Source organism: Thermosynechococcus sp. B3 (assembly GCF_030323045.1).
GTDB lineage: Bacteria > Cyanobacteriota > Cyanobacteriia > Thermosynechococcales > Thermosynechococcaceae > Thermosynechococcus.
Genome location: NZ_CP097584.1, coordinates 375116 through 400314 on the forward strand (window position 1 = coordinate 375116; position 25199 = coordinate 400314).

The 25199-nt window shown below is 53.2% G+C and carries 34 protein-coding genes and 1 pseudogene; 19 read left to right on the forward strand and 16 right to left on the reverse strand.

Annotation, left to right across the window (positions count from 1 at the left end; genetic code table 11):
* Positions 1–13: 13 nt before the first annotated feature.
* On the forward strand, positions 14–475 hold the full coding sequence (locus M0646_RS01875) for a YbjN domain-containing protein (protein ID WP_149817638.1): 462 nt from the start codon (positions 14–16) through the stop codon (positions 473–475).
* Here the strand turns inward: M0646_RS01875 and M0646_RS01880 are convergent.
* On the reverse strand, positions 465–1181 hold the full coding sequence (locus tag M0646_RS01880) for a pyridoxine 5'-phosphate synthase (RefSeq protein ID WP_286649811.1): 717 nt from the start codon (positions 1179–1181) through the stop codon (positions 465–467). The genes M0646_RS01875 and M0646_RS01880 overlap by 11 nt on opposite strands.
* Positions 1182–1327: 146 nt before the next feature.
* Here M0646_RS01880 and rodA point away from each other — a divergent pair, with 146 nt between their 5' ends.
* The gene (rodA, locus tag M0646_RS01885; protein ID WP_149817642.1) at positions 1328–2596 is read left to right on the forward strand and encodes a rod shape-determining protein RodA; all 1269 of its coding nucleotides are present in this window, start codon (positions 1328–1330) and stop codon (positions 2594–2596) included.
* An 8-nt stretch (positions 2597–2604) separates the two neighbouring features.
* On the opposite strand, the gene M0646_RS01890 is transcribed toward rodA, so the two are convergent.
* Positions 2605–3801 (reverse strand): pentapeptide repeat-containing protein, encoded by a 1197-nt coding sequence (locus tag M0646_RS01890; protein WP_286649812.1) that lies wholly within the window; start codon positions 3799–3801, stop codon positions 2605–2607.
* A 140-nt stretch (positions 3802–3941) separates the two neighbouring features.
* On the opposite strand from M0646_RS01890, the gene M0646_RS01895 reads away from it, so the two are divergent.
* From M0646_RS01895 to M0646_RS01905, 3 genes are all read left to right on the forward strand, one after another.
* Positions 3942–4073 carry a photosystem II protein Y gene (locus tag M0646_RS01895; RefSeq protein ID WP_149817644.1) on the forward strand — a complete coding sequence of 44 codons (132 nt, stop codon included), beginning with the start codon at positions 3942–3944 and terminating at the stop codon, positions 4071–4073.
* Positions 4074–4225: 152 nt separating this feature from the next.
* Entirely contained in the window at positions 4226–4918 is a 693-nt protein-coding gene (locus M0646_RS01900) for a HEAT repeat domain-containing protein (protein WP_286626351.1), read from the forward strand.
* Between the two features lie 85 nt (positions 4919–5003).
* Positions 5004–5510, forward strand: a complete 507-nt coding sequence (locus tag M0646_RS01905) for a hypothetical protein (RefSeq protein WP_286626353.1) — start codon at positions 5004–5006, stop codon at positions 5508–5510.
* Here the strand turns inward: M0646_RS01905 and M0646_RS13100 are convergent.
* Together M0646_RS13100 and hpf are read right to left on the reverse strand one after the other, a co-directional pair.
* Positions 5507–5620 (reverse strand): annotated as a pseudogene (locus M0646_RS13100) (response regulator); the annotation flags it as partial. The gene M0646_RS01905 and the pseudogene M0646_RS13100 sit on opposite strands and share 4 nt — an antisense overlap.
* 2 nt (positions 5621–5622) lie before the next feature.
* Positions 5623–6240 (reverse strand): ribosome hibernation-promoting factor, HPF/YfiA family, encoded by a 618-nt coding sequence (gene hpf / locus M0646_RS01910; RefSeq protein ID WP_286626355.1) that lies wholly within the window; start codon positions 6238–6240, stop codon positions 5623–5625.
* Positions 6241–6400: 160 nt separating this feature from the next.
* Here hpf and lipB point away from each other — a divergent pair, with 160 nt between their 5' ends.
* The 3 genes from lipB (at position 6401) to M0646_RS01925 (ending at position 8775) form a co-directional block, all read left to right on the forward strand.
* Complete coding sequence (gene lipB, locus M0646_RS01915; RefSeq protein WP_149817653.1) at positions 6401–7081, forward strand: lipoyl(octanoyl) transferase LipB; 681 nt, start codon at positions 6401–6403, stop codon at positions 7079–7081.
* Positions 7082–7301: 220 nt separating this feature from the next.
* Positions 7302–8285 (forward strand): RNA polymerase sigma factor, RpoD/SigA family, encoded by a 984-nt coding sequence (locus M0646_RS01920; RefSeq protein WP_149817655.1) that lies wholly within the window; start codon positions 7302–7304, stop codon positions 8283–8285.
* Positions 8266–8775, forward strand: coding sequence for a cupin domain-containing protein (locus M0646_RS01925; protein WP_149817657.1), 510 nt, complete (start codon positions 8266–8268; stop codon positions 8773–8775). The genes M0646_RS01920 and M0646_RS01925 overlap by 20 nt, the downstream gene beginning before the upstream one ends.
* On the opposite strand, the gene M0646_RS01930 is transcribed toward M0646_RS01925, so the two are convergent.
* Together M0646_RS01930 and M0646_RS01935 are read right to left on the reverse strand one after the other, a co-directional pair.
* On the reverse strand, positions 8772–10556 hold the full coding sequence (locus M0646_RS01930) for a mechanosensitive ion channel domain-containing protein (RefSeq protein ID WP_149817659.1): 1785 nt from the start codon (positions 10554–10556) through the stop codon (positions 8772–8774). The genes M0646_RS01925 and M0646_RS01930 overlap by 4 nt on opposite strands.
* Positions 10553–11020 carry an ankyrin repeat domain-containing protein gene (locus M0646_RS01935; protein ID WP_226971985.1) on the reverse strand — a complete coding sequence of 156 codons (468 nt, stop codon included), beginning with the start codon at positions 11018–11020 and terminating at the stop codon, positions 10553–10555. Before M0646_RS01935 ends, M0646_RS01930 begins: the two co-directional genes overlap by 4 nt.
* Positions 11021–11114: 94 nt before the next feature.
* Here M0646_RS01935 and petN point away from each other — a divergent pair, with 94 nt between their 5' ends.
* From petN to dcd, 5 genes are all read left to right on the forward strand, one after another.
* Positions 11115–11204, forward strand: coding sequence for a cytochrome b6-f complex subunit PetN (petN, locus tag M0646_RS01940; protein ID WP_011056671.1), 90 nt, complete (start codon positions 11115–11117; stop codon positions 11202–11204).
* Positions 11205–11222: 18 nt separating this feature from the next.
* The gene (locus M0646_RS01945; RefSeq protein WP_149817663.1) at positions 11223–11378 is read left to right on the forward strand and encodes a hypothetical protein; all 156 of its coding nucleotides are present in this window, start codon (positions 11223–11225) and stop codon (positions 11376–11378) included.
* A complete protein-coding gene (gene argS, locus M0646_RS01950; RefSeq protein WP_286649813.1) occupies positions 11378–13132 on the forward strand; it encodes an arginine--tRNA ligase in 1755 nt (584 codons plus the stop codon). Before M0646_RS01945 ends, argS begins: the two co-directional genes overlap by 1 nt.
* A 57-nt stretch (positions 13133–13189) precedes the next feature.
* Positions 13190–13522, forward strand: a complete 333-nt coding sequence (locus M0646_RS01955; RefSeq protein WP_286626364.1) for a hypothetical protein — start codon at positions 13190–13192, stop codon at positions 13520–13522.
* 84 nt (positions 13523–13606) lie between these two features.
* A complete protein-coding gene (gene dcd, locus M0646_RS01960; protein ID WP_181496856.1) occupies positions 13607–14188 on the forward strand; it encodes a dCTP deaminase in 582 nt (193 codons plus the stop codon).
* Here the strand turns inward: dcd and M0646_RS01965 are convergent.
* Genes M0646_RS01965 through M0646_RS01980 form a run of 4 tightly spaced genes read right to left on the reverse strand, consistent with a single transcriptional unit; the run spans position 14155 to position 16932 of the window.
* Positions 14155–15231, reverse strand: a complete 1077-nt coding sequence (locus tag M0646_RS01965) for an Era-like GTP-binding protein (protein WP_286626365.1) — start codon at positions 15229–15231, stop codon at positions 14155–14157. The genes dcd and M0646_RS01965 overlap by 34 nt on opposite strands.
* Positions 15224–15376 (reverse strand): hypothetical protein, encoded by a 153-nt coding sequence (locus tag M0646_RS01970; RefSeq protein ID WP_190278162.1) that lies wholly within the window; start codon positions 15374–15376, stop codon positions 15224–15226. The genes M0646_RS01965 and M0646_RS01970 overlap by 8 nt, the downstream gene beginning before the upstream one ends.
* A 3-nt stretch (positions 15377–15379) precedes the next feature.
* Positions 15380–15838: a pentapeptide repeat-containing protein gene (locus tag M0646_RS01975; protein ID WP_149817671.1), complete on the reverse strand. Its 459-nt coding sequence runs from the start codon at positions 15836–15838 to the stop codon at positions 15380–15382.
* A 38-nt stretch (positions 15839–15876) separates the two neighbouring features.
* Complete coding sequence (locus M0646_RS01980; RefSeq protein ID WP_399363169.1) at positions 15877–16932, reverse strand: peptidylprolyl isomerase; 1056 nt, start codon at positions 16930–16932, stop codon at positions 15877–15879.
* Positions 16933–17122: 190 nt separating this feature from the next.
* Here M0646_RS01980 and M0646_RS01985 point away from each other — a divergent pair, with 190 nt between their 5' ends.
* Together M0646_RS01985 and M0646_RS01990 are read left to right on the forward strand one after the other, a co-directional pair.
* Positions 17123–18061: a metal ABC transporter substrate-binding protein gene (locus M0646_RS01985; RefSeq protein ID WP_149817675.1), complete on the forward strand. Its 939-nt coding sequence runs from the start codon at positions 17123–17125 to the stop codon at positions 18059–18061.
* Positions 18058–18804 carry a metal ABC transporter ATP-binding protein gene (locus tag M0646_RS01990; RefSeq protein WP_149817677.1) on the forward strand — a complete coding sequence of 249 codons (747 nt, stop codon included), beginning with the start codon at positions 18058–18060 and terminating at the stop codon, positions 18802–18804. The genes M0646_RS01985 and M0646_RS01990 overlap by 4 nt, the downstream gene beginning before the upstream one ends.
* On the opposite strand, the gene speY is transcribed toward M0646_RS01990, so the two are convergent.
* Both speY and M0646_RS02000 read right to left on the reverse strand, forming a co-directional pair.
* Positions 18801–19964 (reverse strand): homospermidine biosynthesis protein, encoded by a 1164-nt coding sequence (gene speY / locus M0646_RS01995; RefSeq protein ID WP_286649814.1) that lies wholly within the window; start codon positions 19962–19964, stop codon positions 18801–18803. The two genes, M0646_RS01990 and speY, sit on opposite strands and share 4 nt — an antisense overlap.
* A gap of 203 nt (positions 19965–20167) precedes the next feature.
* Positions 20168–20299 (reverse strand): hypothetical protein, encoded by a 132-nt coding sequence (locus tag M0646_RS02000; RefSeq protein ID WP_255451698.1) that lies wholly within the window; start codon positions 20297–20299, stop codon positions 20168–20170.
* A 63-nt stretch (positions 20300–20362) separates the two neighbouring features.
* On the opposite strand from M0646_RS02000, the gene M0646_RS02005 reads away from it, so the two are divergent.
* Positions 20363–20539: a hypothetical protein gene (locus M0646_RS02005; protein WP_286626373.1), complete on the forward strand. Its 177-nt coding sequence runs from the start codon at positions 20363–20365 to the stop codon at positions 20537–20539.
* Positions 20540–20557: 18 nt separating this feature from the next.
* Here M0646_RS02005 and M0646_RS02010 read toward each other — a convergent pair whose 3' ends face one another.
* The 3 genes from M0646_RS02010 to M0646_RS02020 form a co-directional block, all read right to left on the reverse strand.
* Positions 20558–22375 carry an HMA2 domain-containing protein gene (locus tag M0646_RS02010; protein WP_286649815.1) on the reverse strand — a complete coding sequence of 606 codons (1818 nt, stop codon included), beginning with the start codon at positions 22373–22375 and terminating at the stop codon, positions 20558–20560.
* Positions 22376–22396: 21 nt separating this feature from the next.
* On the reverse strand, positions 22397–22651 hold the full coding sequence (locus tag M0646_RS02015; RefSeq protein WP_149817685.1) for a hypothetical protein: 255 nt from the start codon (positions 22649–22651) through the stop codon (positions 22397–22399).
* Positions 22652–22713: 62 nt separating this feature from the next.
* Positions 22714–23340 carry a hypothetical protein gene (locus tag M0646_RS02020; RefSeq protein WP_149817687.1) on the reverse strand — a complete coding sequence of 209 codons (627 nt, stop codon included), beginning with the start codon at positions 23338–23340 and terminating at the stop codon, positions 22714–22716.
* A gap of 299 nt (positions 23341–23639) precedes the next feature.
* Here M0646_RS02020 and M0646_RS02025 point away from each other — a divergent pair, with 299 nt between their 5' ends.
* A complete protein-coding gene (locus tag M0646_RS02025) occupies positions 23640–24065 on the forward strand; it encodes a hypothetical protein (RefSeq protein ID WP_286649816.1) in 426 nt (141 codons plus the stop codon).
* 71 nt (positions 24066–24136) lie between these two features.
* On the forward strand, positions 24137–24505 hold the full coding sequence (locus M0646_RS02030; RefSeq protein ID WP_149817695.1) for a YccF domain-containing protein: 369 nt from the start codon (positions 24137–24139) through the stop codon (positions 24503–24505).
* A 51-nt stretch (positions 24506–24556) separates the two neighbouring features.
* Here M0646_RS02030 and psaX read toward each other — a convergent pair whose 3' ends face one another.
* Complete coding sequence (gene psaX / locus M0646_RS02035) at positions 24557–24667, reverse strand: photosystem I protein PsaX (protein ID WP_081711791.1); 111 nt, start codon at positions 24665–24667, stop codon at positions 24557–24559.
* A 208-nt stretch (positions 24668–24875) separates the two neighbouring features.
* On the opposite strand from psaX, the gene trxA reads away from it, so the two are divergent.
* Positions 24876–25199 carry a thioredoxin gene (trxA, locus tag M0646_RS02040; protein WP_149817697.1) on the forward strand — a complete coding sequence of 108 codons (324 nt, stop codon included), beginning with the start codon at positions 24876–24878 and terminating at the stop codon, positions 25197–25199.

Consider the following 25199-nt stretch of genomic DNA (forward strand, 5'->3'; position numbering starts at 1 on the left):
ATTCACGAAAGGAATGACCATGGTCAGTGAAGTGCAGCCCGTCCCCGCAACATCCCTTGACACGCCCCCAGAAAATGCGGTTGAGATTATTGAAACGGTGATTTCTAGTCTCCACCAAGGGGACGCCCCCCTCGTTGGCCAAACGGACAGTGGCAAAATTTGGATGTTTCGCTATGGCAGTGCCGAGGTCTTTGTACAGTTGAGTGGCCATACAGCGGAAGACTTTCTCACCATTTGGTCACCGGTACTGCCTCTGCCCGTAGCGGATGAATTGGCACTCTATCGTAAGCTCCTGACGTTGAACTGGCTCACCACCCTCGAGGCACACTTTGCCATTGCTGAAGACCAAGTCCAAGTCGTGGCTACCCGCACCCTAGGGGGGATTACTGCGGGTGAAATTTCCCGCCTAATTACGATTGTGGCGACACTCGCTGATGACTATGATGACGCCCTCAGGGCTGAGTTTAAGAGCTAATGAGGGCTTTCATATCCCGTACGGCTTGCACCATGCCCACAAGAACAGCGCGGCTAATAATTGTGTGGCCAATATTGAGTTCTTCAATGCCTTCAAGGCGGGCGATTGCCCCCACATTGGTGTAGGTCAGGCCATGGCCTGCATTCACCCGCAAGCCTAAGGATTTTGCTTGTTGGACACCATGAGCTAAAATCGCTAACTCCTGTTGTTGCGCCGCTTCCCCCTTGGCTTCAGCATAGCGACCGGTGTGCAGTTCAATAAATTGAGCCGTGGTTTTGGCGGCGGCTTCCAGTTGGGCCGGATTCGCGTCAATGAATAAACTCACAGGAATTCCTGCGCCTTGCAACGTTTGCACCACTTGGGTCAAGGGTTCCTGCTGACCCACCACATCTAGCCCCCCTTCGGTGGTGACTTCTTCGCGCCGCTCAGGTACCAACGTCACGTAATCTGGCCGAATGTCAAGGGCGATCGCCACCATTTCGGAAGTGGCAGCCATCTCTAGGTTCAAATGGGTGCGTACCGTTTGCCGCAGGAGGCGCACATCTCGCTCTTGAATATGGCGACGATCTTCCCGCAGATGTACGGTAATGCCATCAGCTCCCCCCAGTTCTGCCAAAACGGCTGCGGCTACGGGATCGGGTTCAACTGTGCGCCGCGCTTGGCGAATCGTTGCCACATGATCAATGTTGACCCCTAGGGTTGCCACTGCGATCGCTCCTTGTCGGAATAGAAGCTCAACCCTTCGGATAATACACCAAGGCAAGGTGCCATGTCGGTTGTCCGCGCTGGCCGTTTGCAACCTTTTGAGCCAGCCGATAGACTAACCCCCTAGGAGAGACAGGACAGTGGCTGATGACTTGGCGAGTACCCCGACGGCGGACTTTTGGCTGGTTTTATCCATGGCGAGGCGTGGATTGGCTGCTGTTGGGGGCTGTTTGGGCAACCACGGTCATTGGGGCGGTCTTCATCCACAGTAGTCAACTACACCTAGAGGAAAACGATAGTCTCCAGCATTTATTGGTGGGGGGGATGGGTACGATGCTTGCCCTGATCCTGGCCCGCGTTCCGGAATCGGTCTTTATGGGCAGTCATTGGGTCATCTACGGCCTGAGCTGTGCCCTGCTGCTAGCGGTTGATCTCGTGGGGGTAGAGGCCAAGGGAGCAGAGCGCTGGTTGGCGATTGGCGGCTTTAACCTGCAACCCTCGGAGTTTGCCAAAATCTCCCTCATTCTTACCCAAGCGGCACTGTTGCACCGCATTTCAGGCCACTCTCTGAAGGGCATTCTCAGTGTCTTTGCAGCCACCGCCCCCCCTTTTTTCCTGGTTTTGACGCAGCCGGATTTGGGCACGTCCCTTGTTTTCATTGCCATTACATTGACGATGCTCTACTGGGCGAATACCCCCGGCAGTTGGATTATCTTGATGCTTTCCCCTTTGGTGGCGGCAATTCTCGTTGCCCTGCCCCTACCCTACCAACTGAATATCGGCCTCTGGTTGGTGTGGACACTGGCGATGGCAATCGTTGCATGGCGGAGCTTGCCCTTGGGCTGGGTCGGTGGCTTGGGAGGACTGGTACTCAATCTCGGGGGGGCTGGCTTGGGGCAACTGCTTTGGAGCGTGCTCAAGGACTATCAAAAAACCCGTATTCTCATGTTTCTTGACCCCGACAAGGATCCCCTTGGGGCTGGCTACCACTTGATTCAATCGCGGATTGCCATTGGTGCTGGTGGGCTATGGGGGCGGGGCATTTTTCAAGGCACCCAGACCCAGTTGGGATTTATTCCCGAACAGCATACAGACTTTATTTTTTCAGCGATCGCTGAGGAGACGGGGTTCATTGGCAGTTTAGTTCTCCTATGCCTTTTTTGGTTAATCGGTTTGCGCTTATTGCAAATTGCCAATAGTGCAGGTCATGACTTTGGCTCGTTGCTGGCGATCGGTCTATTTGCCATGATCCTGTTTCAAGTGGTGGTGAATATTGGCATGACCATTGGTCTGCTCCCCGTGACAGGAATGCCGTTACCACTGGTGAGTTATGGCCGCTCAGCCCTGCTGGCGACCTATCTTGGCTTAGGTATGGTGCTCTCCGTGGCGAATCATCGCCCGCGATCGCGCTACTAACCGAGGCGCTAGCGTCCTAGTTTATTCGGAATGCCCTCACAGCCACCGGGAATCGTTTCACGGGAGCGGCTACCACTCCAAGCACAGCAATAGTAGCGTTGTTCTTCGGAGAGGTTCTTGACATTGGTAAAGTTGACATCCTCGACGACCGCACCCGTCTGCGCCCCAGTGCGAAAGTTGGGAGGATTCAGGCGATCGCGGGGACTGGCCTGATCAGCGGTGCCATAAAAGAAGCGAACCCGACTGAGATCGGCATTGGTGAGATCTGCCCCCTGCAAAATCGCCCCTGCCAAATTGGCTCGTGTCAAATTACAGTTGCGAAAGAGCGTTCCCGTTAGATTGGCATCACTCAATTCGGTCCAGCGCAAATCGGTACCACTGAGATCAGCGCCCGCTAGCATACTGCCAAGGTTAATCACCCGCACACCATACTCAACGTCTTCCTCATAGCCACCCAGCCCATCAAAAATCGCCCGTCCCAGTCGGCGATCGCGCTTCAGCGGCGAGAGTAACTTTGCGCCTGACAAAAAGCGAATGATTTTGGCCTTGCCTTCGGCATCGAGTCCCCCTAAGATGGCAGCAGTGCGTCCCTCGGCGATCGCCCGCTCCGGCGGCCAATCCTCCAATAACCCCTCATCGTCAAGAATGAGATCGGCAATCCCTTGGAAATAACTGTCAATCGTTTGCTGTTGGGTGATGCGGTTTTGTTGCGTCGTCAAATCCCGCGAGATCACGTATTGTCGCCAAGCCACATAGGCGGCCAAGAGCGCCACCAAAATTTGTCCCAAGGCACCGAAGCCCTCCGCCAGTGCCCCCACCGCATCCCAATTCGTACCTTGAAAGCGTCCTCGAATCCAGTCCATGGCGCCAGTCATGGCAATGAGTGCCACCACCGTCAAACTCAGACCCAGTGAGGCCAAAATGAACTGCCGTTGCTGTTCCGTGAGATCTTCAGTAAACCAGTGATAGGTCGAAGTCCAGACCAAGGGGAAACTCAGTCCCCCCAGCACCAAAGCAGCCACCACACCCACCGCATCCCAATCGAGTCCCCAAGCCACCAAGACAGTGACCATGGCGATCGGCATCAACACCGAACGCAGAGACTGCCAACCCGTGCGCCAACGATTACGAGCGGCTAACACTTTACTGAGACGCAAAGCAGCCGCCGTTTGGTTGTCACGGAGGGTCATTTTGTCTTCGCCCATCAGGATTTGGCCTACAGTTCAGGAATTAACCCAATCATAATCAGATTTTTCTTCGTTACATCCATAGAAAGTTCCCCTTCTCTCCTTAGAGAAGGCTGTACAATAATTCATAAAGTTTTCAGAAAACGTTTTGGGAGGTTATGGGTATGGATTGGCGTGTCCTGATTGTCCTGTTACCTGTCCTACTGGCTGCGGGTTGGGCAGTTCGTAACATTCTGCCCTATGCTGTCAAGCAGTTTCAAAAGCTCCTGCAAAAAGCCAAAGCAGCCTAGGACATTGATACGGCTGTATCCTCTGTAGAATTGTTGGGCAAGCGCTCCCCAAGGAACCAGACCGAGTGTGATCTTGGTTTTACTTCGGGGAGACTTTTTTATAATAGGAAGTATATTGTTAACTTTTGTAAATTAGCTTTCAGGTTACTGCCATGCCTTCCCTCGAACAGCTTGCCCATCAACTGGAAAGTCCCAATTCCCGCGATCGCCTGCTGGCGCTAGCCGCGCTACGGGATGTCCCCTCTGCGGATGCCGTACCCCTGATTAAAAAAGTTCTTTGGGACGAAAATCTACAGATTCGCTCAATGGCTGTGTTTGCCCTTGGGGTCAAATCCACACCGGAGTGCTTTGACATTCTGGTGCAGTTGCTCGAAAGTGAACCGGATTATGGTATTCGTGCCGATGCTGCGGGTGCCTTGGGCTATCTCGAAGATGGACGTGCCTTTGAACCGCTAGTGCGCGCCTTTTATGAAGACACCGATTGGTTAGTGCGCTTTAGTGCCGCTGTGGCGCTGGGCAATCTTAAGGATCCCCGCGCGGTGGATGTATTGCGCTCGGCGCTGAAAAGTCAGGAAGTCGTGATGCTCCAAGGGGCGATCGCCGCTCTGGGGGAAATTGGCGATCCCAGTGTTGTCGAAGATATTTTGCCCTTTGTGACCGCAGAGGATTGGTTGGTACGGCAACGGCTCGCTGAAGCTCTGGGCAATCTCCCTAGCCCGAAAACCCAAGCCGCTTTGGAATACCTCGCTAAAGATGAGCATCCCCATGTGGCGACGGCAGCCCAGATTTCTTTGCAACGCTTGCAAGAGCGACTTTCCTCCGAAGTTCAGGGCACTGGCAATTGAGATCAAACTTTTTTGCCCACTGCGGTTTCTGCCACAACTCTCTAAACTGGAAAGAAAGGCGCGGCATCCGCAGTAACCTATCTCTATGTCTATCCGAATTAAATTTCTTCCTTACCTCGTGGCAGTGCTGGTCGGGGTGATGGGTGCGATTATTCTTTCACAACTACATTTTGCGCTCTGGTGGGAGCCAGACCTGCTGACCCAACCGCCCCCCATTGTCGAGGCAGAACCAGAAACCACTACTGTTCAGCCCTTACCCCCTCCCCAAACGCCAGCCAACCCGCAACCGAATGGGCTACGCATCAGTAATCAAACGGCCTTTCCGGTGCGCGTGGTGTTGCTCGCTGCCCGCGATCGCGCCCATCCTGATCAGGGCGCCGTTCACTGGGATTTTGCTCCTATGGAAGGCAATATTAAGGGATTACTATTAACGCTGCCCGAAGGTAAGCTCACCCTCCAATCGGGGGATATTGTCTTGGCCTTTACCCTCGATGGTTCCAAACGCTACTGGGGGCCCTATGTCATTGGTGAAAATAGCGAACTTCAGCGCGATCGCCAAACGCAGGAATGGCAGTTGATCCTGCGTCCCTAGGAGGCCTCTGAAGAAAGACCCGAACGGATGGTTTCCACCAGTTCCTCGCTGTGCCAAGGCTTGTACAAACAGCGATGCAAATTAGCCTCTTCAATGGCTCGCTGAATCGCTGCTAGTGGCTGGTTTTCGCCATGGGTTTAGCAGCAGCGTGATGATTCTCTTGGGAGGTGGGGCGGGGTTGAATGACGCCATAGCCCCCATGATTCCGTTCATAGACCACGTTGATTTCTCCCGTATCGCGATTGCGGAAGACATAGAAGTCGTGATCCACCATTTCTAGGTGCTCAAGGGCTTCTTGGATCGTCATCGGCGGCATGGCAAAGTATTTCATGCGCACCACTTGTTCGGGCAGTTGCGGTGTGCGATCGCCCACTAAGTCGGTCACCACTGCGGGCTCCACCACACTATTGGTATCTTTGGCACGGGATTTGTCTTGCCGTTTTTCTTTGAGTTTGCGCAGTTTGCGGGCAATTTTGTCGGCAACGAGATCAATACTGGCGTAGAGATTTTCACTGCTTTCTTCGGCGCGAATGACGCAGCCATTAACAAAGAGGGTTACTTCAGCGGTTTGCTTGGGAGCAGTGCTACGGTTACGAGCCACGGACAGATGCACATCAACTTCGTTAATCACATTTTGGAAATGACTGGTGGCTCGCTCAATTTTTTGGTTCACATAGCTGCGAATGCCATCCGTAATATCAATGTTTTTACCGTGAATCACTAGCCTCATAGGGTTGCCTCCCCTGAGCAAAACAGATACATCTAAGGCTGATCTACTTCCACCCTAACATCTTCGTATCGGGGATTACAGGGCATCCTGAGGCTCTTCACCTTTATTCGTGTTCTGTGATAATTCTTATCCTCTAGCTCTTGACAATCTGGCACCCCCTATGAAAACTGCCCTTGGTTGGCATTGTGCCTTGGGGATCATTCCCTACCGCGATGCTTGGCGCTGGCAACAGCAACTGGTGGCTGAGCGCTGCCACAATCCCACTGCCCGAGATGTCCTACTCACTTTGGAGCATCCCCCCATCTACACCCTTGGTCAAGGGGCAACCACCGCCCACCTTCACTTTGATCCTGTGGCTACGGGCATTGAGGTATTGCGCATTGAGCGCGGAGGCGATGTCACCTACCACTGCCCCGGCCAATTGGTCGCCTACCCGATTTTGAATTTACGCCGCCACCGCTGCGATTTGCATTGGTATCTCCACCAGTTGGAGGAAGTCGTGATTCAAACCCTAGGGCACTATGGCATTAAAGGGGAACGCGTTGCTGGCCTTACGGGTGTTTGGGTAGAGGGGTACAAGGTGGCCGCAATTGGGATCAAGGTGACCCGCTGGATTAGCTTCCACGGCATTGCCCTCAATGTGGTGAACGATTTGAAGGGCTTTGGGCGTATTGTCCCCTGTGGCATTGGCGATCGCCCCGTCGGGAACCTACGGCAGTTTTGTGCCGACATTACCTTAGAGGAGGTGCGCCAGCAGTTTGTTGCTGCCTTTGGCCGTGTTTTTGCCCTCGAATTTGCCCCCAAAGCCCTTGCCGATCTCCTGATCCCGGTCTCTAGTTGACAAACTTTAATCTTTATTTCAGGAATCGGCTGTTATGAATTGGCAACTTTCGGGGCACAATTTAAGTCTAAGTAGATTAGGATACAGGCCAACTCCCTCTCACCTGCTAGGCTAACGCTATACAAACCTCAGCTTCATCAGTGCGAGTCGTCATCTTCATCGCGATAAATCTTTTATCTACATTCTTCCTTGCCAAATACTGTTTAGAATCTGAGCCGCTATGATGAACTCCGCTTCCAAAACCCCATCCCCTACACCCACTGTTAGCACCGATATGGTGCGCACCTACCTACAGGAAATTGGGCGCGTGCCGCTGCTGACCCATGAGCAGGAAATTATTCTGGGTAAACAGGTACAGCAAATGATGGCACTGCGGGAAAAACGCGAGGCTCTCACCAAAGAACTGGGACGTGAACCAACCTTTGAAGAATGGGCGGCGGCCTCTCATCTCACGCCGACGGAATTGCGCAATCTCCTTAAGCGCGGCGAACGCGCCAAGCAAAAAATGATTGAAGCCAACCTACGGCTGGTGGTTTCGGTGGCCAAGAAGTATCAAAAACGCAACCTTGAATTGCTGGACTTGGTGCAAGAGGGCACCCTTGGCCTTGAACGCGGTGTGGAAAAGTTTGATCCCACGCGGGGCTATAAGTTCTCTACCTATGCCTACTGGTGGATTCGTCAGGCCATTACGCGGGCGATCGCCCAACAGGCGCGAACCATTCGGCTGCCCATCCACATTACCGAGAAGCTGAACAAGATCAAACGCACCCAACGCGAATTGGCGCAAAAATTGGGACGGAGTGCCACCCCTGCTGAGGTGGCAGCAGCCCTAGAACTCGAACCGGAGCAAATCCGTGAATACCTGACCCTTGCGCGCCAACCCGTTTCCCTTGATCTGCGCGTTGGGGACAATCAGGACACTGAACTCGGTGAACTGCTCGAGGATGATAGTCTTTCGCCAGAGCAATTTACCACGGTGGAGTCCCTCCGCGATGATGTCAACCTGTGGCTGGCGGAACTCACCCCGCAACAACGGCAAGTCCTCACCCTGCGCTACGGCTTGGGGGATGGCCAAGAACTGTCCCTTGCCAAGGTGGGTGAGCAACTCAACCTCAGCCGTGAACGGGTGCGGCAACTGGAGCGGCAAGCCCTTGATCACCTGCGGCGGCGGCGGCAGCAAATGTATGAATACTTGGCCAGCTAAGGCGTGGATTGAGGCACTGGCTCTGCAACCCCATCCAGAGGGGGGCTATTTCCGTGAGGTCTATCGCTCAGCAGGGAGGCTTCCCGCCGCGGTTTTGCCTTCAGGCTTTCAGGGGGGCGATCGCGCCTACTGTACGAGTATTTACTTTTTGCTCCCCTCCACGGCCTGTTCGCGACTGCACCGCATTGCCAGTGATGAACTGTGGCACTTTTACACGGGCAGTAGCCTAACGATTCATGTGATTCTACCAACGGGCGAGTATCAGCCCCTGCGCTTGGGGATGAATATCGATCAGGGGGAGCAATGGCAACAGGTGGTACCAGCGGGGGCATGGTTTGGAGCAACGGTGGATGCGCTAGACAGTTTTAGTCTTGTGGGGTGTACGGTGGCGCCGGGATTTGACTTTCGCGATTTTGAATTGGGCGATCGCCAGCAATTGCAGCAGCAGTTTCCTCAGCACCAGAGATTAATTGAACGCTTGACGCCCTAGACATTAAAGAGCGTTTGCAAACGGCGACGAATCCACTGCAAGGGGGGCAGGCTTTTGATTTCTTGGGAGTTCACGAGGCCGAGTTCTTGAAGAACCTGTTGTCGTGCCGCTAGCTCGTGGGCAATATCTTCCGCCAATTGGGGTTGGGCTTGCAGCAGTCGCTGTACGGCTGAACGATGCACCACAAATAGAACTGTTTCTTCCAAGGCTCGCACCGTGGCCGATCGCGGCATCCCCGTCAGCACGGCAATTTCACCAAAAAACTCCCCCTCATAGAGGGTGGCTAAAATCTGATTCAGGTGCTCGGAGCGGACTTCCACGGATCCCTCAAGGACAATGTAAAAGGCATCCCCCGGATCGCCCTCAGAGCAGATAATTTCCCCGACACCATAAAATTGACGATTGCCCAACTCAATCAGCATTTGCAATTCCGCATTGGAGCAGCGAGAGAAACAACTGATATTGCGCAGTAAATCAGCAAGGGAGGGTTCGGTTTTGACCATTTCAGGAGCTACTGGCTCACTCACCGCTGCGGTTTCGGGCACACTGGCCACAGAACGGTGGTAGTAATGAGCCAAGGAGCGCAGTTCCCCCAAGTCGCGCAACCGCAAATCCAACTGGGGAAAAGGCACTTCAATCTGCCGCTGCCGTAATTCCTGCTCAATGAGAAAATTGAGGGCGCTTTTAATGGGTTCAGAATCTTGGGGGCGGTTAATCCACACCAGCAATTCAAAGAGGTAGGCATTCTCGCCAAAACCGCGAAACCAAACGCTGGGGGGTGGGGTGAGCAGGACGCGCGGATCCTGACGGGCGGCACTGAGGAGTGCTTCGGTCACCAGAACTGTATCACTGCCATAGGCGACACTCACAGGGATATGGATACGGCTATCGGGACTACCGTAACTCCAGTTAACGACGTTCTTTTCAATAAAGCGGTTGTTGGGGACAATCACGTACTGGCTATCGTTGGTGCGGATAATCGTAGCGCGAATTGAAATTTTCTCCACCGTGCCCAGCAGGCCATCCACTTCAATAAAATCTCCGACTTTAATCGGATGTTCGAACAAAATCGCTAAACCGCTAATAAAGTTACTGGCGAGGGTTTGCAAACCAAAACCAAAACCGATCCCCAAGACCCCCGCCAACACTGTGAGGGAACTAAGGTCAATGCCCGCGGTTTGCAGAACAACAATAAAGCCAATAAAGCTGAGGCTATAGCTAACCACACGGGTGATGGTTTCTTGGCTACCGCGATCCACCCGCAACTGCATGAGAACCCGACTCTTGAGCCACTCGCTCACCCAGCGGGAGATAAAAATCACCGCGAGGGACAAAAAGAGAATTAGGAAGAGAAAGTTCAGCGTGACCTTGGTGCGCCCCAACTCCATAAAGGGGGTGTTAAACACCACGGCCACCCGTTCGAGGAGAAACTGAATTGTGCTATCGATGCGCTCATGCCAAGGGGAAAGACTTTGAACCGATTGCAGAATCCAAGATAAAACGAGTGCCCAGAGTAAAATCCGCAGCGTCAGGCGCAATAGACTAGCGCCAAGGGAGAGCCAAGGCTGGGATTGTTGGCTGGCTTTTTGGTCAAGCCGCTGTTGCAGTTGATGAATCCCCAAGTTCAGCAGGAGCCAGTCCGTGAGAATCGCAATGCCGACAATCCCCACAATTTGAGCCGCTTCAATGAACGCGACCCGCAGCCGTTGAGTTCGCGCCAGTTGAGCAATGAGAATACTTGAAGGGGCTGCTGCTAAAAATAAACTGAGGTACTTAATCATGGTCCTAAAGATTGTGCGCGAGCGGCTTTAATGACTGCCACCACGTCGGCATGTTTCCCATCCAGCGCCCACACCAAAGCTGTCCAAGAATTCTGATCCTTGGCGTTGAGATCTGCACCTGCTGCAATCAGTTGTTTGACCGTAGCTGTTTGTCCCTTAGCGGCTGCGGCCATTAATGGGGTCAGACCAAAGGCTGTTTGAGCATTGACATTGGCACCGGCGGCTAGCAGTTTCTCCACAATGGCGGTATGTCCACCGCCGGCAGCAGCCATCAATGGTGTCCACCCCTCGCTGTCCCCTTGGTTGACATCGACGCCTGCGGCAATCAAGGCATTGACAATTTCAGTGTGCCCCAGTTCTGCTGCCAGTGCCAGCGCTTCCGTTTTCATCTCGATACCGTTGGCGATCGCCTCCTGGACAGCGGTCAGGTCTCCTTGCTCAATGGCGGTTTCAATTGCTGTCATCCCCTGCGTCATTGCCTGTAGCCTGCCTCTAATAAAGAAAAGATAATCTATCTGAGTTAAAATGAGGTCTGCATTGAGTTTAGGATCGCATGCAATGGATATTATCACGCTCGGTTGGGTGGGTGTTCTCAGTGTCTTTACGCTCTCGATCGCCTTTGTGGTGTGGGGTCGCCACGGCATGTAGCCACCTAGGACTGGGGCAATGACGGTTTCATTGGCGGATCTTCTGGTTCTGGTGGCCTTGCTGCTGCTGATTGTCGTCACTGGTGGCATTGGCTATCTGACTTTTGCGGAGTGGCGCGATCGCCGGCGGCTGCAAGCGGAGCAAAAAGAACAACGGCGGGGGCGCAAACGTTAATGGTTGCTCCTCTAAGGCTTTTGGGCGATCGCCTCTTCAGTGCTCTGCAAACCGCACTTCCTTTAGATACCTATCCCCAGCCGCTCCTGCTGCCGGCCAGTCAAGCCAAGTTTGGCGACTATCAATCCAATGTTTGCCTGAGCCTCGCCAAGCAGGTGGGCAAAGCACCCCGTGAGCTAGCCCAAGAGGTGGTGGCACATCTCAATGTTGAGGATCTCTGTCAACCCGTCGAAATTGCTGGTCCGGGCTTTCTCAATTTTCGTCTCAAGCCGGACTTTCTGGCGTGCAGCCTGCAAGCCGCTATTGGGAGCGATCGCTTGGGGATTCCGCCAGCACAAGAGCCACGCCGGGTGGTGGTTGATTTTTCTAGCCCTAACATTGCCAAGGAAATGCACGTGGGTCACCTGCGCTCCACGATTATTGGTGACTGCATTGCCCGCATTCTTGAATTTCAAGGCCACGATGTCCTGCGGCTCAACCATGTGGGGGACTGGGGAACGCAGTTTGGCATGCTCATTGCCTACCTTGAGGAGGTTTATCCCGACGCCCTCACAACCGCCAATGCCCTTGACTTAGGTGACTTGGTGACATTCTACAAAAAGGCCAAGCAACGCTTTGACAGCGATCCAAACTTTCAGCAGAAGGCACGGCAGCAGGTGGTGGCACTCCAGCAGGGAGAAGAACAGAGTCGCCGCGCTTGGCAACTGCTGTGTGAGCAATCCCGCCGCGAGTTTCAAAAGATCTACGATCTGCTGGATATTGAACTCACCGAACGAGGGGAGTCCTTCTACAATCCCTTTTTGCCCGCGGTGATTGAGGACTTAGCCGCTCTTGGCCTCGTGGTGGAGGATCAGGGGGCAAAGGTCGTCTTCTTGGAAGGTTTCACCAATAAAGAGGGGCAGCCCCAACCCTTAATTATTCAGAAGTCCGATGGGGGCTACAACTACGCAACCACGGATTTAGCCGCCCTGCGCTACCGCATTGACAAAGACCGAGCAGATTGGATTATCTATGTTACCGATGTTGGGCAGTCCACCCACTTTGCCCAAGTCTTTCAAGTGGCGCAGCGCGCGGGTTGGGTGCCGCCCCATGTCACCCTCACCCATGTCCCCTTTGGCTTAGTGTTGGGGGAAGATGGCAAACGCTTGAAAACCCGTTCTGGGGAAACGATTCGCCTGATGGATTTGTTGACGGAGGCGATCGCCCGCAGTCGAGCGGATTTAGAACAGCGCCTTGCCACTGAAGGCCGTCGTGAATCTCCAGAATTCATTGACACCGTGGCACGGGCGATCGGTATCGGTGCTGTCAAATACGCAGATCTTAGCCAAAACCGCAACAGTAACTACGTCTTTAGCTACGACAAGATGCTCTCCCTACAGGGGAATACTGCTCCCTATTTGCTCTATGCCTATGTGCGTGTCCAAGGACTGACACGGCGCGGCGACATTGATTGGCGCACCCTCTCACCAGATACCCCCCTCTTCCTAGAGGATGAGACCGAGCAAAACTTGGCCAAGCACCTTGTGCAACTGGAGGAAACCCTTGACCTTGTGAGCGCTGAGCTATTGCCCAACCGCCTCTGCCAATACCTCTTTGAACTGAGCCAGCTTTTTAACCAGTTCTACGATCGCTGTCCCATCCTTTCGGCAACTGAGCCAACGAAGCAATCCCGCTTGACCCTCGCCTATCTCACTGCTCAGACCCTGAAGCTAGGGCTATCCCTACTGGGGATTCGGGTTTTGGATCGGATTTAGCGCCTTCTCGCTATACTGGGGCGCAGCACCACTGTTGTTTCTGGAATTTTCTAGAGTGTGGGAGGCCTATTCTCTAGTCTCTTACTGGCGGTTATCTTCCTGCTGACGTGGCCGCATCTCTACCTCATGCAGTTTTATTTTTGGCTATTTCGCCGCAAGTTGCCTAGCAAGCTAGAACTGGGGGGCTTGTTCATCATGCTTGTCATGGCAGGGGGAACAGGTCTTGGCTTCCTCATTGGTCTCGCCGTTGGATTTGTTCTGTTGCCGTGGCTTTGGCCTGAGTTGGGTCAACTATGGCAAGGGTTAACGGTGGTCGCGATCTATTTTGTCAATTCGCTGATTTGGTTTGAACTCGGCTATCGCTGGGGTCAGTGGGAAGCAAAGCGTTAAGTCTCTGCACAGTGTTGAGCGTGTTCTATTCATGGGAAAAGGGCTGTAAGATACATTGGTTGTTTGTGCGATCGCGACAGCACAATGATTAAAAATGACATTTGGATTCGGGCCATGGCGGCTCAGGGCATGATTCAGCCTTTTGAACCGACACTGGTGCGGCGGGTGGCTGAGCAGCCCGTGATTAGTTTTGGCCTTTCTTCCTACGGTTACGATATTCGCCTCAGCCCGAAGGAGTTTCGTATCTTTCGCCATGTGCCGGGGACAGTGGTGGATCCCAAAAACTTTAACCCTGCCAATCTGGAATCTGCGCCCCTCCATGAAGATGCCAATGGTGCCTTCTTTATTTTGCCCGCCCATTCCTACGGTCTTGGGGTGGCGCTAGAACGCCTACAGGTTCCTGAAAATGTCACGGTTCTGTGTATTGGTAAAAGCTCCTATGCCCGTGCGGGGATTATTGCTAACCTGACACCGGCAGAGGCGGGCTGGCGAGGCCATCTGACCTTAGAATTCTCAAATTCTTCCAGTGCAGACTGTCGCATCTACGCCAATGAGGGAGTGGTGCAATTGCTCTTTTTTGAGGGTGAACCCTGCGATGTCAGTTATGAAACGCGGCGGGGCAAATACCAAGATCAGCCGGAGGCCGTCACATTGGCACGGGTTTGAGTGAGTTGCTGCAACAGCCGTTGGGGTCCATGGTGTCCCCATTGATAGCCCTGCTGAAGATAGGGGTCTAGGCGGCGGCGAATCTGTTGGTAGCCCCAGAAGATCACTCCCCCCTGGAGGACAACAGTCGTATTGACTCCCCAGAGTTCACTGCCGAAGGTCAAGCCTTGCCAACTAGAAAGATAAATCGCCGCATACCACAGTAAGACAAACTGACTCAGACTCCCAAAGGCCGGTAGGGGAAAGGGCACGGCATAGGCTTGGCACGCTTTGCGGATATAGGCAAGGGTACTGATTATCGCCAGCACGACATCGAAAAATCCCCCCGGCAGCAGCAGGCTACCCACCATCTGTGCGGTTAACCAAGACCATGCCGACGTGTCTTGCGTGCCAAGAGCTGCCCCGAGGTTCTGTTCAACTTGGCTGGCTTGGTGGAGAATTCGCAGGGCACGGGCTTGGGGAGCCTCCTGTTGTAACCACTGCTGAAGAAGCTGTCGCAGTTCTGGAATGCCTTGACCTGTTGTGCTGCTCACGGCAATACCTTCGGCCATTGGCGGGTAGAGATCCGCCTTGGTGAGAATCAGCTTGTGGGGAATCCTAAGGGTGTTTAGGCGATCGCGGGCTTGGCATTCGACGGGGGTAAGGCTGTCTTGGGTCACAAAAAGGACAAGATCGGCAGTCTCAACGGCACTCCATGTCATGCTTTCGCGGTTACTACCCGCTACTTCATCCAGCCCAGGGGTATCAGTGAGATCGACGATTTGATCTTGACAGTGCCAGCGAACCGTTCGCGGCCATTGAGTCGTGCCATGAAGGGCGCCCACGGGAAAAATCGCTTCGCCATAGAGGGCATTCAAAAGGGTGGACTTGCCGCGGCTCACTTGACCCAAGACAACAATGTGCCATGCGCTCTGGTGGAGGCGATCGCGCAACTCATAGAGGGGCTGCCATTGGGCACTCAATTGCGGATGGTGCACCTGATGCCACGCGAGGAGTTCCTCTAGACATTTAGCCGTTATGTCTAGGATAGGGAGGCTACTCACGGCGAAGGAGCGACCAATTGGAGGCCACCACTAAACCAACCGCAGCAATTAAGACGACAGGAAAGGGAATTACCCACTGCCGTAGGTGCAATACGGCTTCGCTGAGCAGGAACAAAATAATAAAGCTGGCGATCGCAATCCCCATAGGCTAGCGGCCAGTTGGTTCTTCGAGAAAGAGCGCCTTTTGACCATTGAGCAAGGTGGCATCGCGGAATGTCCGTACCCGTGCTAGGCGATCGCGCCCCCCGAGAATCGCATCCACTAACTTCGCCCCCACGAGAATGGCTCGATCCAAACGAGTGATGAGTAGGCTTGCCCCGCTGAGGTTGGCATTGGTGAGATTGGCCTTCGTTAAATCAGCATTATTGAGGACAGCCCCGCTGAGGTTGGCGCTGCTCAGGTTGGCACCGCGTAAATTGGCAGCATTGAGGTTTGCCCGCCGCAGATCCGCTCCTTGAAGATTCCGACCCCGCAAGCGGGCATAGCTGAGATCACAGTTGGGGCAGTTGCCCGTGCGCCGCAGTTGTTCTAAATGGGCTGGATTGGCAGCCCAAGCAGGGGTACTGACTAGGAGCAGGCAAAGGGCAGGCGCAACCTTGACAATCATCGCACTCTCTCAACGGTGTCTATACTGGACATCCTAACCTACGCCGGTTGTATCAGATTTTCAAGGCCCTCCACCACCTTAGCCGAGAGAATTTTATCTCCTTGGCGCAATTGCCGCAGGGTTTCTTCTCCCTCTACGACATAGCCAAAGACGGCATAGCGACCATCCAAGAGATTTAGGCCGGCGGGCGTCAGTTCGGGTTCAAAGAGCAAAAAGAAAAATTGTGACGAGCCACCATTGGGATCATCGTTGGGACGCGCCAAGGCGACAGTGCCATAGGCGGAAAAGGGGAGCACGGGATGTTCTAAGTAACGCCCTGCATCCTCAAGGGTGATGCCATAGAGGGGATACTTGTCGCCCTCCACCAGAATTTCAAGGGGAATGGCACGGTACTGCTGGGTTTTGGGGTCAATGAAGCCCACCTCTGGCCCTGGGGGATCCCCTGCTTGCAGCACATAGGATTCCTCAGCACGGGTAAAGGGGAGGCCATCGTAGAAGTGGCGTTGTACTAAGTCCACAAAGTTGCCGGCGGTCAGGGGGGCACTGTAACCATCGACAACAATCGTCAGGTTCCCCTTAGTGGTTTCCATTTCCACGGTGGCACGCCCCAGCAATCGCGGCAGGTTCTCGTAGCCCTTGGGAGGCGTATAGCTCACGTTTTGTACCATCATGGCCTCCAAGTCCCCCACTTTGTCGAGGGCAGCGGCTTTAGCGGGCAAGAGTTGGCTGCGATCTTTGGCTTTGGCGGCTTCCTGAAGTGTATCGAGGGAGGTCTCTAACTCCGCCAAGAGGGTTTTGGCCGCCGCCTGTTTCTCGGCAGGGATACTTTTGAGCAGTTCATCGGCGCGATCGCGAACAATGGCTTTCGCCTTGCTGATGTTACTGGCAATTTTTGACCACTGTTTGCCCCGCACCCAAAAAGAGATTTGTTCCAGATCCTTTTGCAGTTCTCGTACCGTTGGATTGTCAATCGGTAAGGCCCAACGGAGCAGCGCTTTGGGATCAGTAATGGCATTCCCTTGGGGCAGGGCAGCAATTAACGGATGTTCAACAGGCAGCGCGATCGCCAGCGGCGGCAGCAGGAAGGTTCCCAACCAGAGGAGCAGTATCACCAAAAGAGCGAGCCAGCGTTTGCGTCGTTTCACCGTTTTTTCCCATGACTTCGTCTCCCCTCAGTGTATCGGACGGGGCGATCGCCCTCCAAGGGGGAGCTTTTCATTTTTATTTCATTTTCTTGAAGCTTCTGTGTTAGCCTGAGAATTATGAAAGGATTATGAAAATGCAATGCGGAAACTGAGTTGGTTATTGGTGGGAGTACTCGTAGTGGGGGGATGTGCCGCTCTTGCGCCTGAGCAGCGGGAAACAACTGGTCAAATGCAAACCGACCGGGATGAACGCCCCTTGGTGCTGACCACGTTTACAGTCCTTGCGGATATGGCGCAGCAGGTGGCGGGCGATCGCCTGCGGGTGGAATCCCTCCTTAAACCGGGAGCGGAAGTCCACAGCTATGAATTTACTCCCAGTGACTTGGTGCGGGGACAGGAAGCCGCCCTCATTTTAGAAAATGGCCTTGGCCTCGAACGCTGGGGCGATCGCTTCTACAGCAGCCTACCGAATGTGCCCCGCGTCACGCTCACAGAGGGGATTACCCCCATTCCCATTCAAGAGGATGCCTACCGCGGACAACCCAACCCCCATGCTTGGATGTCACCCCAAAATGCCCTGATTTATGTTGACAACATTCGCAAAGCGCTCACAGAGCTCGATCCTGCTGGCGCGGAGATCTATGCCGCCAACGCCGCAGCCTATAAAGCCCAAATTCGCGCCCTTGATCAAGAGCTACGTCAAGCCCTAGCAGCCCTCCCCGCCAACAAACGCTACATCGTCACCTGTGAAGGCGCTTTCTCCTATTTAGCACGGGACTACAACCTCACAGAAGTTTATCTCTGGCCTGTGAATGCCGATGAGGAAGGGACGCCGCGACAAATGACACGGGTGATTGACATTGTGCGACGGCAACAGATTCCCGCTGTCTTTTGCGAAAGTACGGTTAATGCAGGTCCGCAACAACAGGTGGCACGGGAGTCTGGCGCTACCTTTGCCGGCATTTTCTATGTGGATTCCCTATCGCCCCCTGAGGGCAATGCACCCACCTATCTTGAACTCCTGCGCTACAACATCCACACCCTGATTCGCGGTCTTACCGGGAGGACAGCCTCATGATTTCTAGCCCTGCCATTGATTTACAAGATGTGACGGTGGCCTATCATCGCCATCTTGCCCTCCATGGGGCAACGCTGCAACTGCCCGCCGGCACGATCTGTGGGGTCGTGGGGATGAATGGGGCTGGTAAATCCACCCTTTTCAAGGCCATCATGGGGTTTGTCAAGCCGATCCGAGGTCAGGTACGCATTCATGGCTTACCCCGACAGCAGGTACAACGGCAGTCCCTTGTGGCCTATGTACCCCAAAGTGAAGATGTCGATTGGCAGTTCCCGCTGCGGGTCTGGGATGTCGTGATGATGGGGCGCTATGGCAAAATGAACTGGCTGCGCCAACCAACCGCGCGCGATCGCCAGCGGGTAGGGGAAAGTCTAGAACAGGTGGAATTGTGGCCTCTGCGGCACCGCCAAATTGGCGAACTCTCCGGCGGACAAAAGAAACGCATGTTCCTTGCCCGCGCCTTTGCCCAAGAAGCACAGGTGTTGCTCTTGGATGAACCCTTTGCGGGTGTGGATGTAAAAACGGAGAAACTGATTATTGATCTCCTCATGGCGGAGCGGGAGAAGGGGCACACAATTCTCATCTCCACTCATGATCTCTCCTCGATTACCACCTTTTGTGATCAGGTGGTGCTGGTGAACCGCAGCATCCTAGCCTATGGCCGCACCAGTGAGGTCTTTACCCCTGAAAATCTCGCGCGAGCCTTCGAGGGATCCCTGCGGATCCCCCGCCGCTGTGACTAGCCCCGACGAATCGGTGTACCACAGGGATAGGTGGCTACAGGTGCTGCAGGGGGCAGGTCTTTCACCTTGTGCTGAAGTTGCGCTTGCAGGTAGAGCTGTTGGAGGCGTTCGACCATTTCGCCGCGGCGATCGTAGAGGCGTTTGAGGGGACGGGGTTGACAGCGATTGAGGCAGTAGGCGGTAAGGATGGGAAGAGCGATCGTGCTATCGGTGTAGCAGACCACGGTATCCCGCAACCCTTGGGGATCCACCTTGCCCCAACTGACGGCTTCACTGGGCACAGCGCCCGAGAGGCCACCCGTATCCGGCCGCGCATCGGTAATCTGAATAAAGTAATCGTGCCCCCGTTCCTCTAATCCCAAAACCTCGTGGATCTGTGGCTGGGTTTGCAGCAGGAAGTTTTTCGGACTCCCGCCACCAATAATGAGAGCGGCACTCTTACCATTTCCTTCAGCGGCTTCGCGGGCAAAGTAGGCAATCGCAGCGGTTTCATTGACATCAATGGCGGGGTCAATGATCAGTTTCGACCCTTCGAGGGCGATCGCCGCCACATTCATACCAATGGAGCTATCACCGGGGGAGGAGGTGTAAATGGGCACCCCACACTCATAGGCCGTGGCCAAGAGACAGGAATGGGTTTGTCCCCGCTGCACTTCCAGTTCGCGGACATAGCGCCCTAGGTGATAGTGAAACTCGGCGGTGCCCATGCGGCGTTGGAAGGTTTCACTGCGCAGCACTTGCCGCAAAAAGGCGTCAGTTTCAAGGAGCACATCGTAGTCAAAGATAATGTCATAGATGCGGATTTTGCTTTCCTTGCGCAGTTGCACATCATCGACAAAAGGATGCGCCGCATAGAGATCCATGCCGAGGGCATAGTGAATATCGTGGTAGAGGTTTGCTCCAGTACTGATGATGTAATCAATAAACCCAGCGCGCACCAAAGGCGCCAGAGCCGAGATTCCCAAACCCGCAGGCGTCATCGCCCCTGAGAGGCTCAGACCAACCGTCACTTCTGGCCGAAACACCCGTTGGCTCAACAATTGGCAAATTTCCCGTAGCCGTGCTGAGTTATAGGCGGTGAAGTATTTATCAATGAGTTCTGTCAGGCTGATATTATCGGGAATGGGAGCAGGGGTAATGGGGGTAGCAAATGCAGACATCGGTCGTTCCTCGCAAGCTAATTCCACAGCAGGCGCAGCCGCTCAGGCGGGAACTACCCCAACCATAGCATTGCTTAACCCGCTGAGGGGTGTTTCATGATTTTGAATAGCTAAAAACTTAAAGTGCCGTAACAGGGCGGAACGTGCTCAACACTTCTGATCGACCCAGTTCACAACGGTGTGAACCTCCAGTTGCAGGCCGATCAGCTCATACTCGGTCCTTCGCAATTATCCACAACCGAGAGTGCAGGGATGGCTGCTCGCCGTTGGCGCAACCCCATTTCGAGATACCAAGTGGTGATGTTGGGATAGCCCATCAACGTCAATTGTTTCACTGTTGACAAGTCCCATGCCCTTACATTACGAGATCACTATAACACTTCATTACCTAATTTGCCGTGCGCCGTGCCTATTATGTTTTTGGTACTTGTTTCACCGTCTTCCTCATTCTCTACCTCTTGCGAGGAACCGGTTGGCTGACGATGCTGCCGGGAGGAATTTTCTTAATCCTTGCCATGGCCAGTTGGTTGACGGGACTTTGGTTGCTGCTCACCTTCTTGAAGCAGCGCTATTGACGCTTTGATAGCCTCGCTCTATAAGGCCACCGCTAGTTGCGGGGATTCTAGGGGCAGCGGTTGCAGGGGGACGGTCGTTGGTGTACTTGGCAATAGGGCGGTACGAAACTGGGGTGAGTTTCCATGCCAAAACTCGGCCATAAAGGCAGTGGCGTTGTTGGTAACGACATTGACCACAGGATGCAAGCCCAAAAACATGCCGCCAAAGGTAACGGCTAAATTGGGTAGAGAAATCAAGGCGACATTTTGATAGGTGCGCTCTAGGGCATCGCGGGCAATGGCCATGCCACGGCCAAGGGCAGACCAGTCGCCATCCAAGAGAACGACCACTTTGGCATTGGGGGCAAAGGTAGGGGGCTGCCAGCGAATCGGTAGCCATGTGGCTTCAGGACAGGAGCAGGTGTCACCAAAGCTAATCCAACCCACCCGCCGCCGCTTACCCACGAGGTAGGCCTGCAGATCGGTGAGGCGATCGCTCGTCAGATCTGTGGTGCCCTCAAGGGGCGAGCCTTGATCTTGCAGCAGATAGATATGAAGGCCAAGGTGTCGCAATTGCTGAATCAGGATTTGTGCCCGTTGGGGCTGGGGAAGACCTGCGCGCGCATCAATCACCAAGCTCTCTAGTTGTGCCAGTTGCTCTAAAGTACCAGCGGTGGGTAAATAGATCCCCTGTTGCACAGCAAATACCTGCGCCGAGAGCATTACCGTCCGCAGCGACAGTTGCACACCACTGCCAAAGTCAAATTGTAGGGGGGCGATCGCTGGCCCATAGGCTCCCGTAGCCAACCAGAGGGCACCACTGAGGGCAAGGGTTGGCAGCACCGCATGGCGCGCAAATTCCCCCTGTTGGTGGGCAAGGGCACTGTCATAGACCGGTTCAGTGTGTAGCAGATCTGTAATGAGACCAAGGCGTGTTTGCCAGCCAGTACGCACTACCCGCAGCTGGACTTGTCCTGTCAGGATTTGACAGCCGGCATAGAGAGCATCGCCGGGACGACACACCCACACCTGTCGCGAGAATTCAAAATGGGCAGGCTCCACTTCCGCCAATCCAGCAACAACACTGCCATCTACGGGCACAACATCCCCCGGCCGCAGCCACAGGAGATCCCCCGCTTGTAACTCCTGACTTTCAATCGTCAGGGAATGTCCTTGGCGTTCCACCGTCAGGTGTTCGTAGTGAGCCATCAAGACACTGGGATATCGATGCAACTGTTGTCGTCGCTGGCGATCGCGCACATCTGCCCGTACCCCCACTAGGGCAGTCTTCAAGGCAGGCGCTAAGAACTGGCCATTGACGGTATGCAGTGCCATCCAGAGGCTATCGAGCAAATCCACATTGGGGGGATGTCCCTGATACATCTGATGCCCCACCCGCTGAAACCAAGGCCAAGCACTGGCCAAGACCGTAGCCCCAACCACCGCGAAGGGCAATTCCAAGGGCACACTGAGGAGCGAGACCCCCAAGGCCACCAAGGGCAGTCCCAAGCGTTCCCAATCGCTTTCAAGGCGAGCATCGGCCTCTACTTGTGCTTCGTAATCTTCAAGGGCGATCGCATCCGCAGGAGCCGCACTATCCGGCAAGGGCTGCGGCATGGCCACCATGGCTTGCTGAAAACAGTGATTCAAACTTTCATAGACCGCCGCTTCATGGAGCAAATGGGGTTGATACTCCACCACCACCGTTGCCGCTTGGGGATTGAGCCGTACCCGCTCGACAATGGCCAAAGACTCCAGCAACTGCACCAATAACTCTCCGTAGGCCGAATCTCGCTGCACACGCGGCACGCGAAAGCGCACCCGTCCTGTTGTGGCATGGACAATTTGCTGCTCCATCAACGCTCCCGTGAAGTTCAATCAAGACCGGTGACGCACCGTTTCTCGTGTGGCGTAATCCATAAAGCCATAGGCTAATGTTTCCAAAATCATTTCCCACCCTTCAGGTCTCGACAAATCAATACCTCTAACATCTACGATATAGATTGGATTTCCCTCTCGATCAAAAGCAATTGTATTTTCTTTTTCTGCTAAAATTATTTTCGGTGTTAGGCATCCTGTTACTTTTAATTTGTAGCCCGCTTTTTCACATATTTCCTCAAGTGTATAAATCATTTCATAGGAGTAACACCTTTTCTCATATTTTGGCGGTGGTATAAAAACGCGATATAGTTTTCTCATACTTCTAAATCGAGCAAAATTTGACTATTTTTCTGTGTTGACTTACGTAATGCACTTGCTTGTTGAGAATTGTTTTTGCACATTTCTAGATACTTTGAATTATCACTAATTGCCAATTTAATAAGTTTTATTTTTTCTTGATCTAAGTAGTTTTTCAAAATATCAATTCTTGGACTTTTCATCATGTTTAAGATGCGAATAATATCTCGCTTATCTTTATCGCCTTTTGATGAATGAAACCTGTCAGAATAAGCATCTAACTTAAGAATTAATAGATGCTCTAAGCACGCACAGGGCAAATTATCAATAACTATTTTTTCTGCATTGACCTCACAAAAGGGTATAGCGAGATGATTATTTCTTTCAACATAGACATCAAATTCCCATCCATTCTTAATGAGCTGATACTTATTTAAGCGCCGGTTTGGTGTGATCTCTTCCAAATCTCGTAAATCTGCAAAATCAATAAGGGAGATGTAGAAGTCTCCATCATGACTGCTTTCAGCAAGATGCAATAGACCTTGGGATTTGCTATGCAGATAAACTGCGATTCCGCCAATAAAAATCGCACCGTCAGGGAACAGTTCAGCTAATTCTTGGCTGGTTTTAAGCAGTTCTTCCATCAGAAGCTCGCCAAAGGTTGTGGTCGTAATCGTACGCTGAGTAAGTCTACCTGTACGATAGCAAACTTGAGTCAAACCACAAAGTTTTCCAAATAGCCTGTCAATCAGGAGACCCTATCAGAAGGCTGTAGATCACTTCCTAGGTTAGAGGGGAGCACCTGAGATCAAAAACTAGCCATTGTCGCTTGACAAATTAAAGTCATAACAACTACGCTTTAGAAAGCAACGTTATGTAGAGGACTCCACCATGCTACCCAACCGTGAAGGGCAACGGGTTCCCGACGTCACCTTTCGCACCCGTGAAGGCGATCAATGATGGCGAAGTTTTGTTTGAGGTGCGTGAAGGCATTGGCTCCTTTACCCCCGAGGAACGGGCGGCAGCGATTCAACGCCGTATCCTGCAAGTGGCAGAGGATGAAGATATTCCCGTTGAGAGCATTACGATCAAAAGAGTGGGCGATCGCGACAATGTCAGCGTGGTTCAAGACAACCGCCCGCTCGTCACCATTACAAAAGCCGATGTGGGCGATCGCCTAGAAACGCAAGAAGAAATAGCCATTGAACTCGCCCAGCCCATTCGTGAGGCCATTACCCGTTATCGCCAAGATCGCGTTCCCCAAAACCTGCTCAAAAATACTGTTTTTGCAGTTTTAACAACGATTCTCACCCTGATCCTCGCGATGACCTATTTTGGACAACTGCCACCGTCATGGTTCCAGACTTAGATTGCCTATGCAGAATTCCTCGACTGGCTACTTGCTAGGCTAGGCTTAGGTAATGTTTGGAGCAGCGGATCATGAGTCTTCTGGGCAATATCATTTGGCTAATCTTTGGCGGCTTCCTGACGGGCATTGGCTATATGCTGGGCGGTGTGACGCTGTGCCTGACGATCATTGGCATTCCCTTTGGGATTAAAGCCATTCAACTGGGCTGGAGTGCTCTATTGCCCTTTGGGAAGCAAGTTGTTGAAGCGCCCGATGCCAACAGCACCCTAACGATGATCTTTAATATCCTGTGGCTTTTGGTCGTGGGCTGGGGTATTGCCCTCAATCACCTCTTTTGGGGGTTGCTCTTGGCGGTGACGATTATTGGCCTGCCCTTTGCACAGCAGCATTTCAAGCTGATGATTTTAGGATTACTGCCCTTTGGCCGTGAGTTGAAGTGATTACCAGTAATGGGGGGCTAGGGTGCCCCCTCCATCCCTTCCTCTGAAGTCCTACTTGAGGATGCCAAAGTAGTAGGCGGCAACCAAGAAGTTAATGGCCAACAGCAGCACAGCCCAAAAGGTACGGAAAGCGTAGGTGGGTTTTGCAGATTTTGTTGCCATAGTTGACATCCTCTGGATAGGAAACGGTAACTTTATTATACGCCGATAGCCCCTCGGATGCTTGGGACAGCATGATATACTTCAAATGAATTCTAGCTGCAACTGCCTAGGGTCTGGAACACCAAAAAATAATCCGAAGCCCAAGGGTGGCCTAAAGGTTGCTAGAGTATATTTTTAAGGCTGCTGATTCGTTATAAGGGTTCTGTTTATGTCTAGTGCATTGTCCGTCACGGATGCCACCTTTGAAGAAGAAGTATTAAATAGTGATATTCCTGTACTGGTGGATTTTTGGGCGCCTTGGTGTGGACCGTGTCGCATGGTGGCTCCCGTTGTTGACGAAATTGCCAATGAGTATCAGGGCAGGGTCAAGGTTGTCAAGGTGAATACCGATGAAAACTCTAAAGTGGCCACCGACTACGGTATTCGCAGCATCCCAACACTGATGATTTTCAAGGGCGGTCAAAAGGTGGATATTTTGGTGGGTGCAGTACCCAAAACCAAAATTGAAGCAACCCTTGCCCAGTTCCTCTAG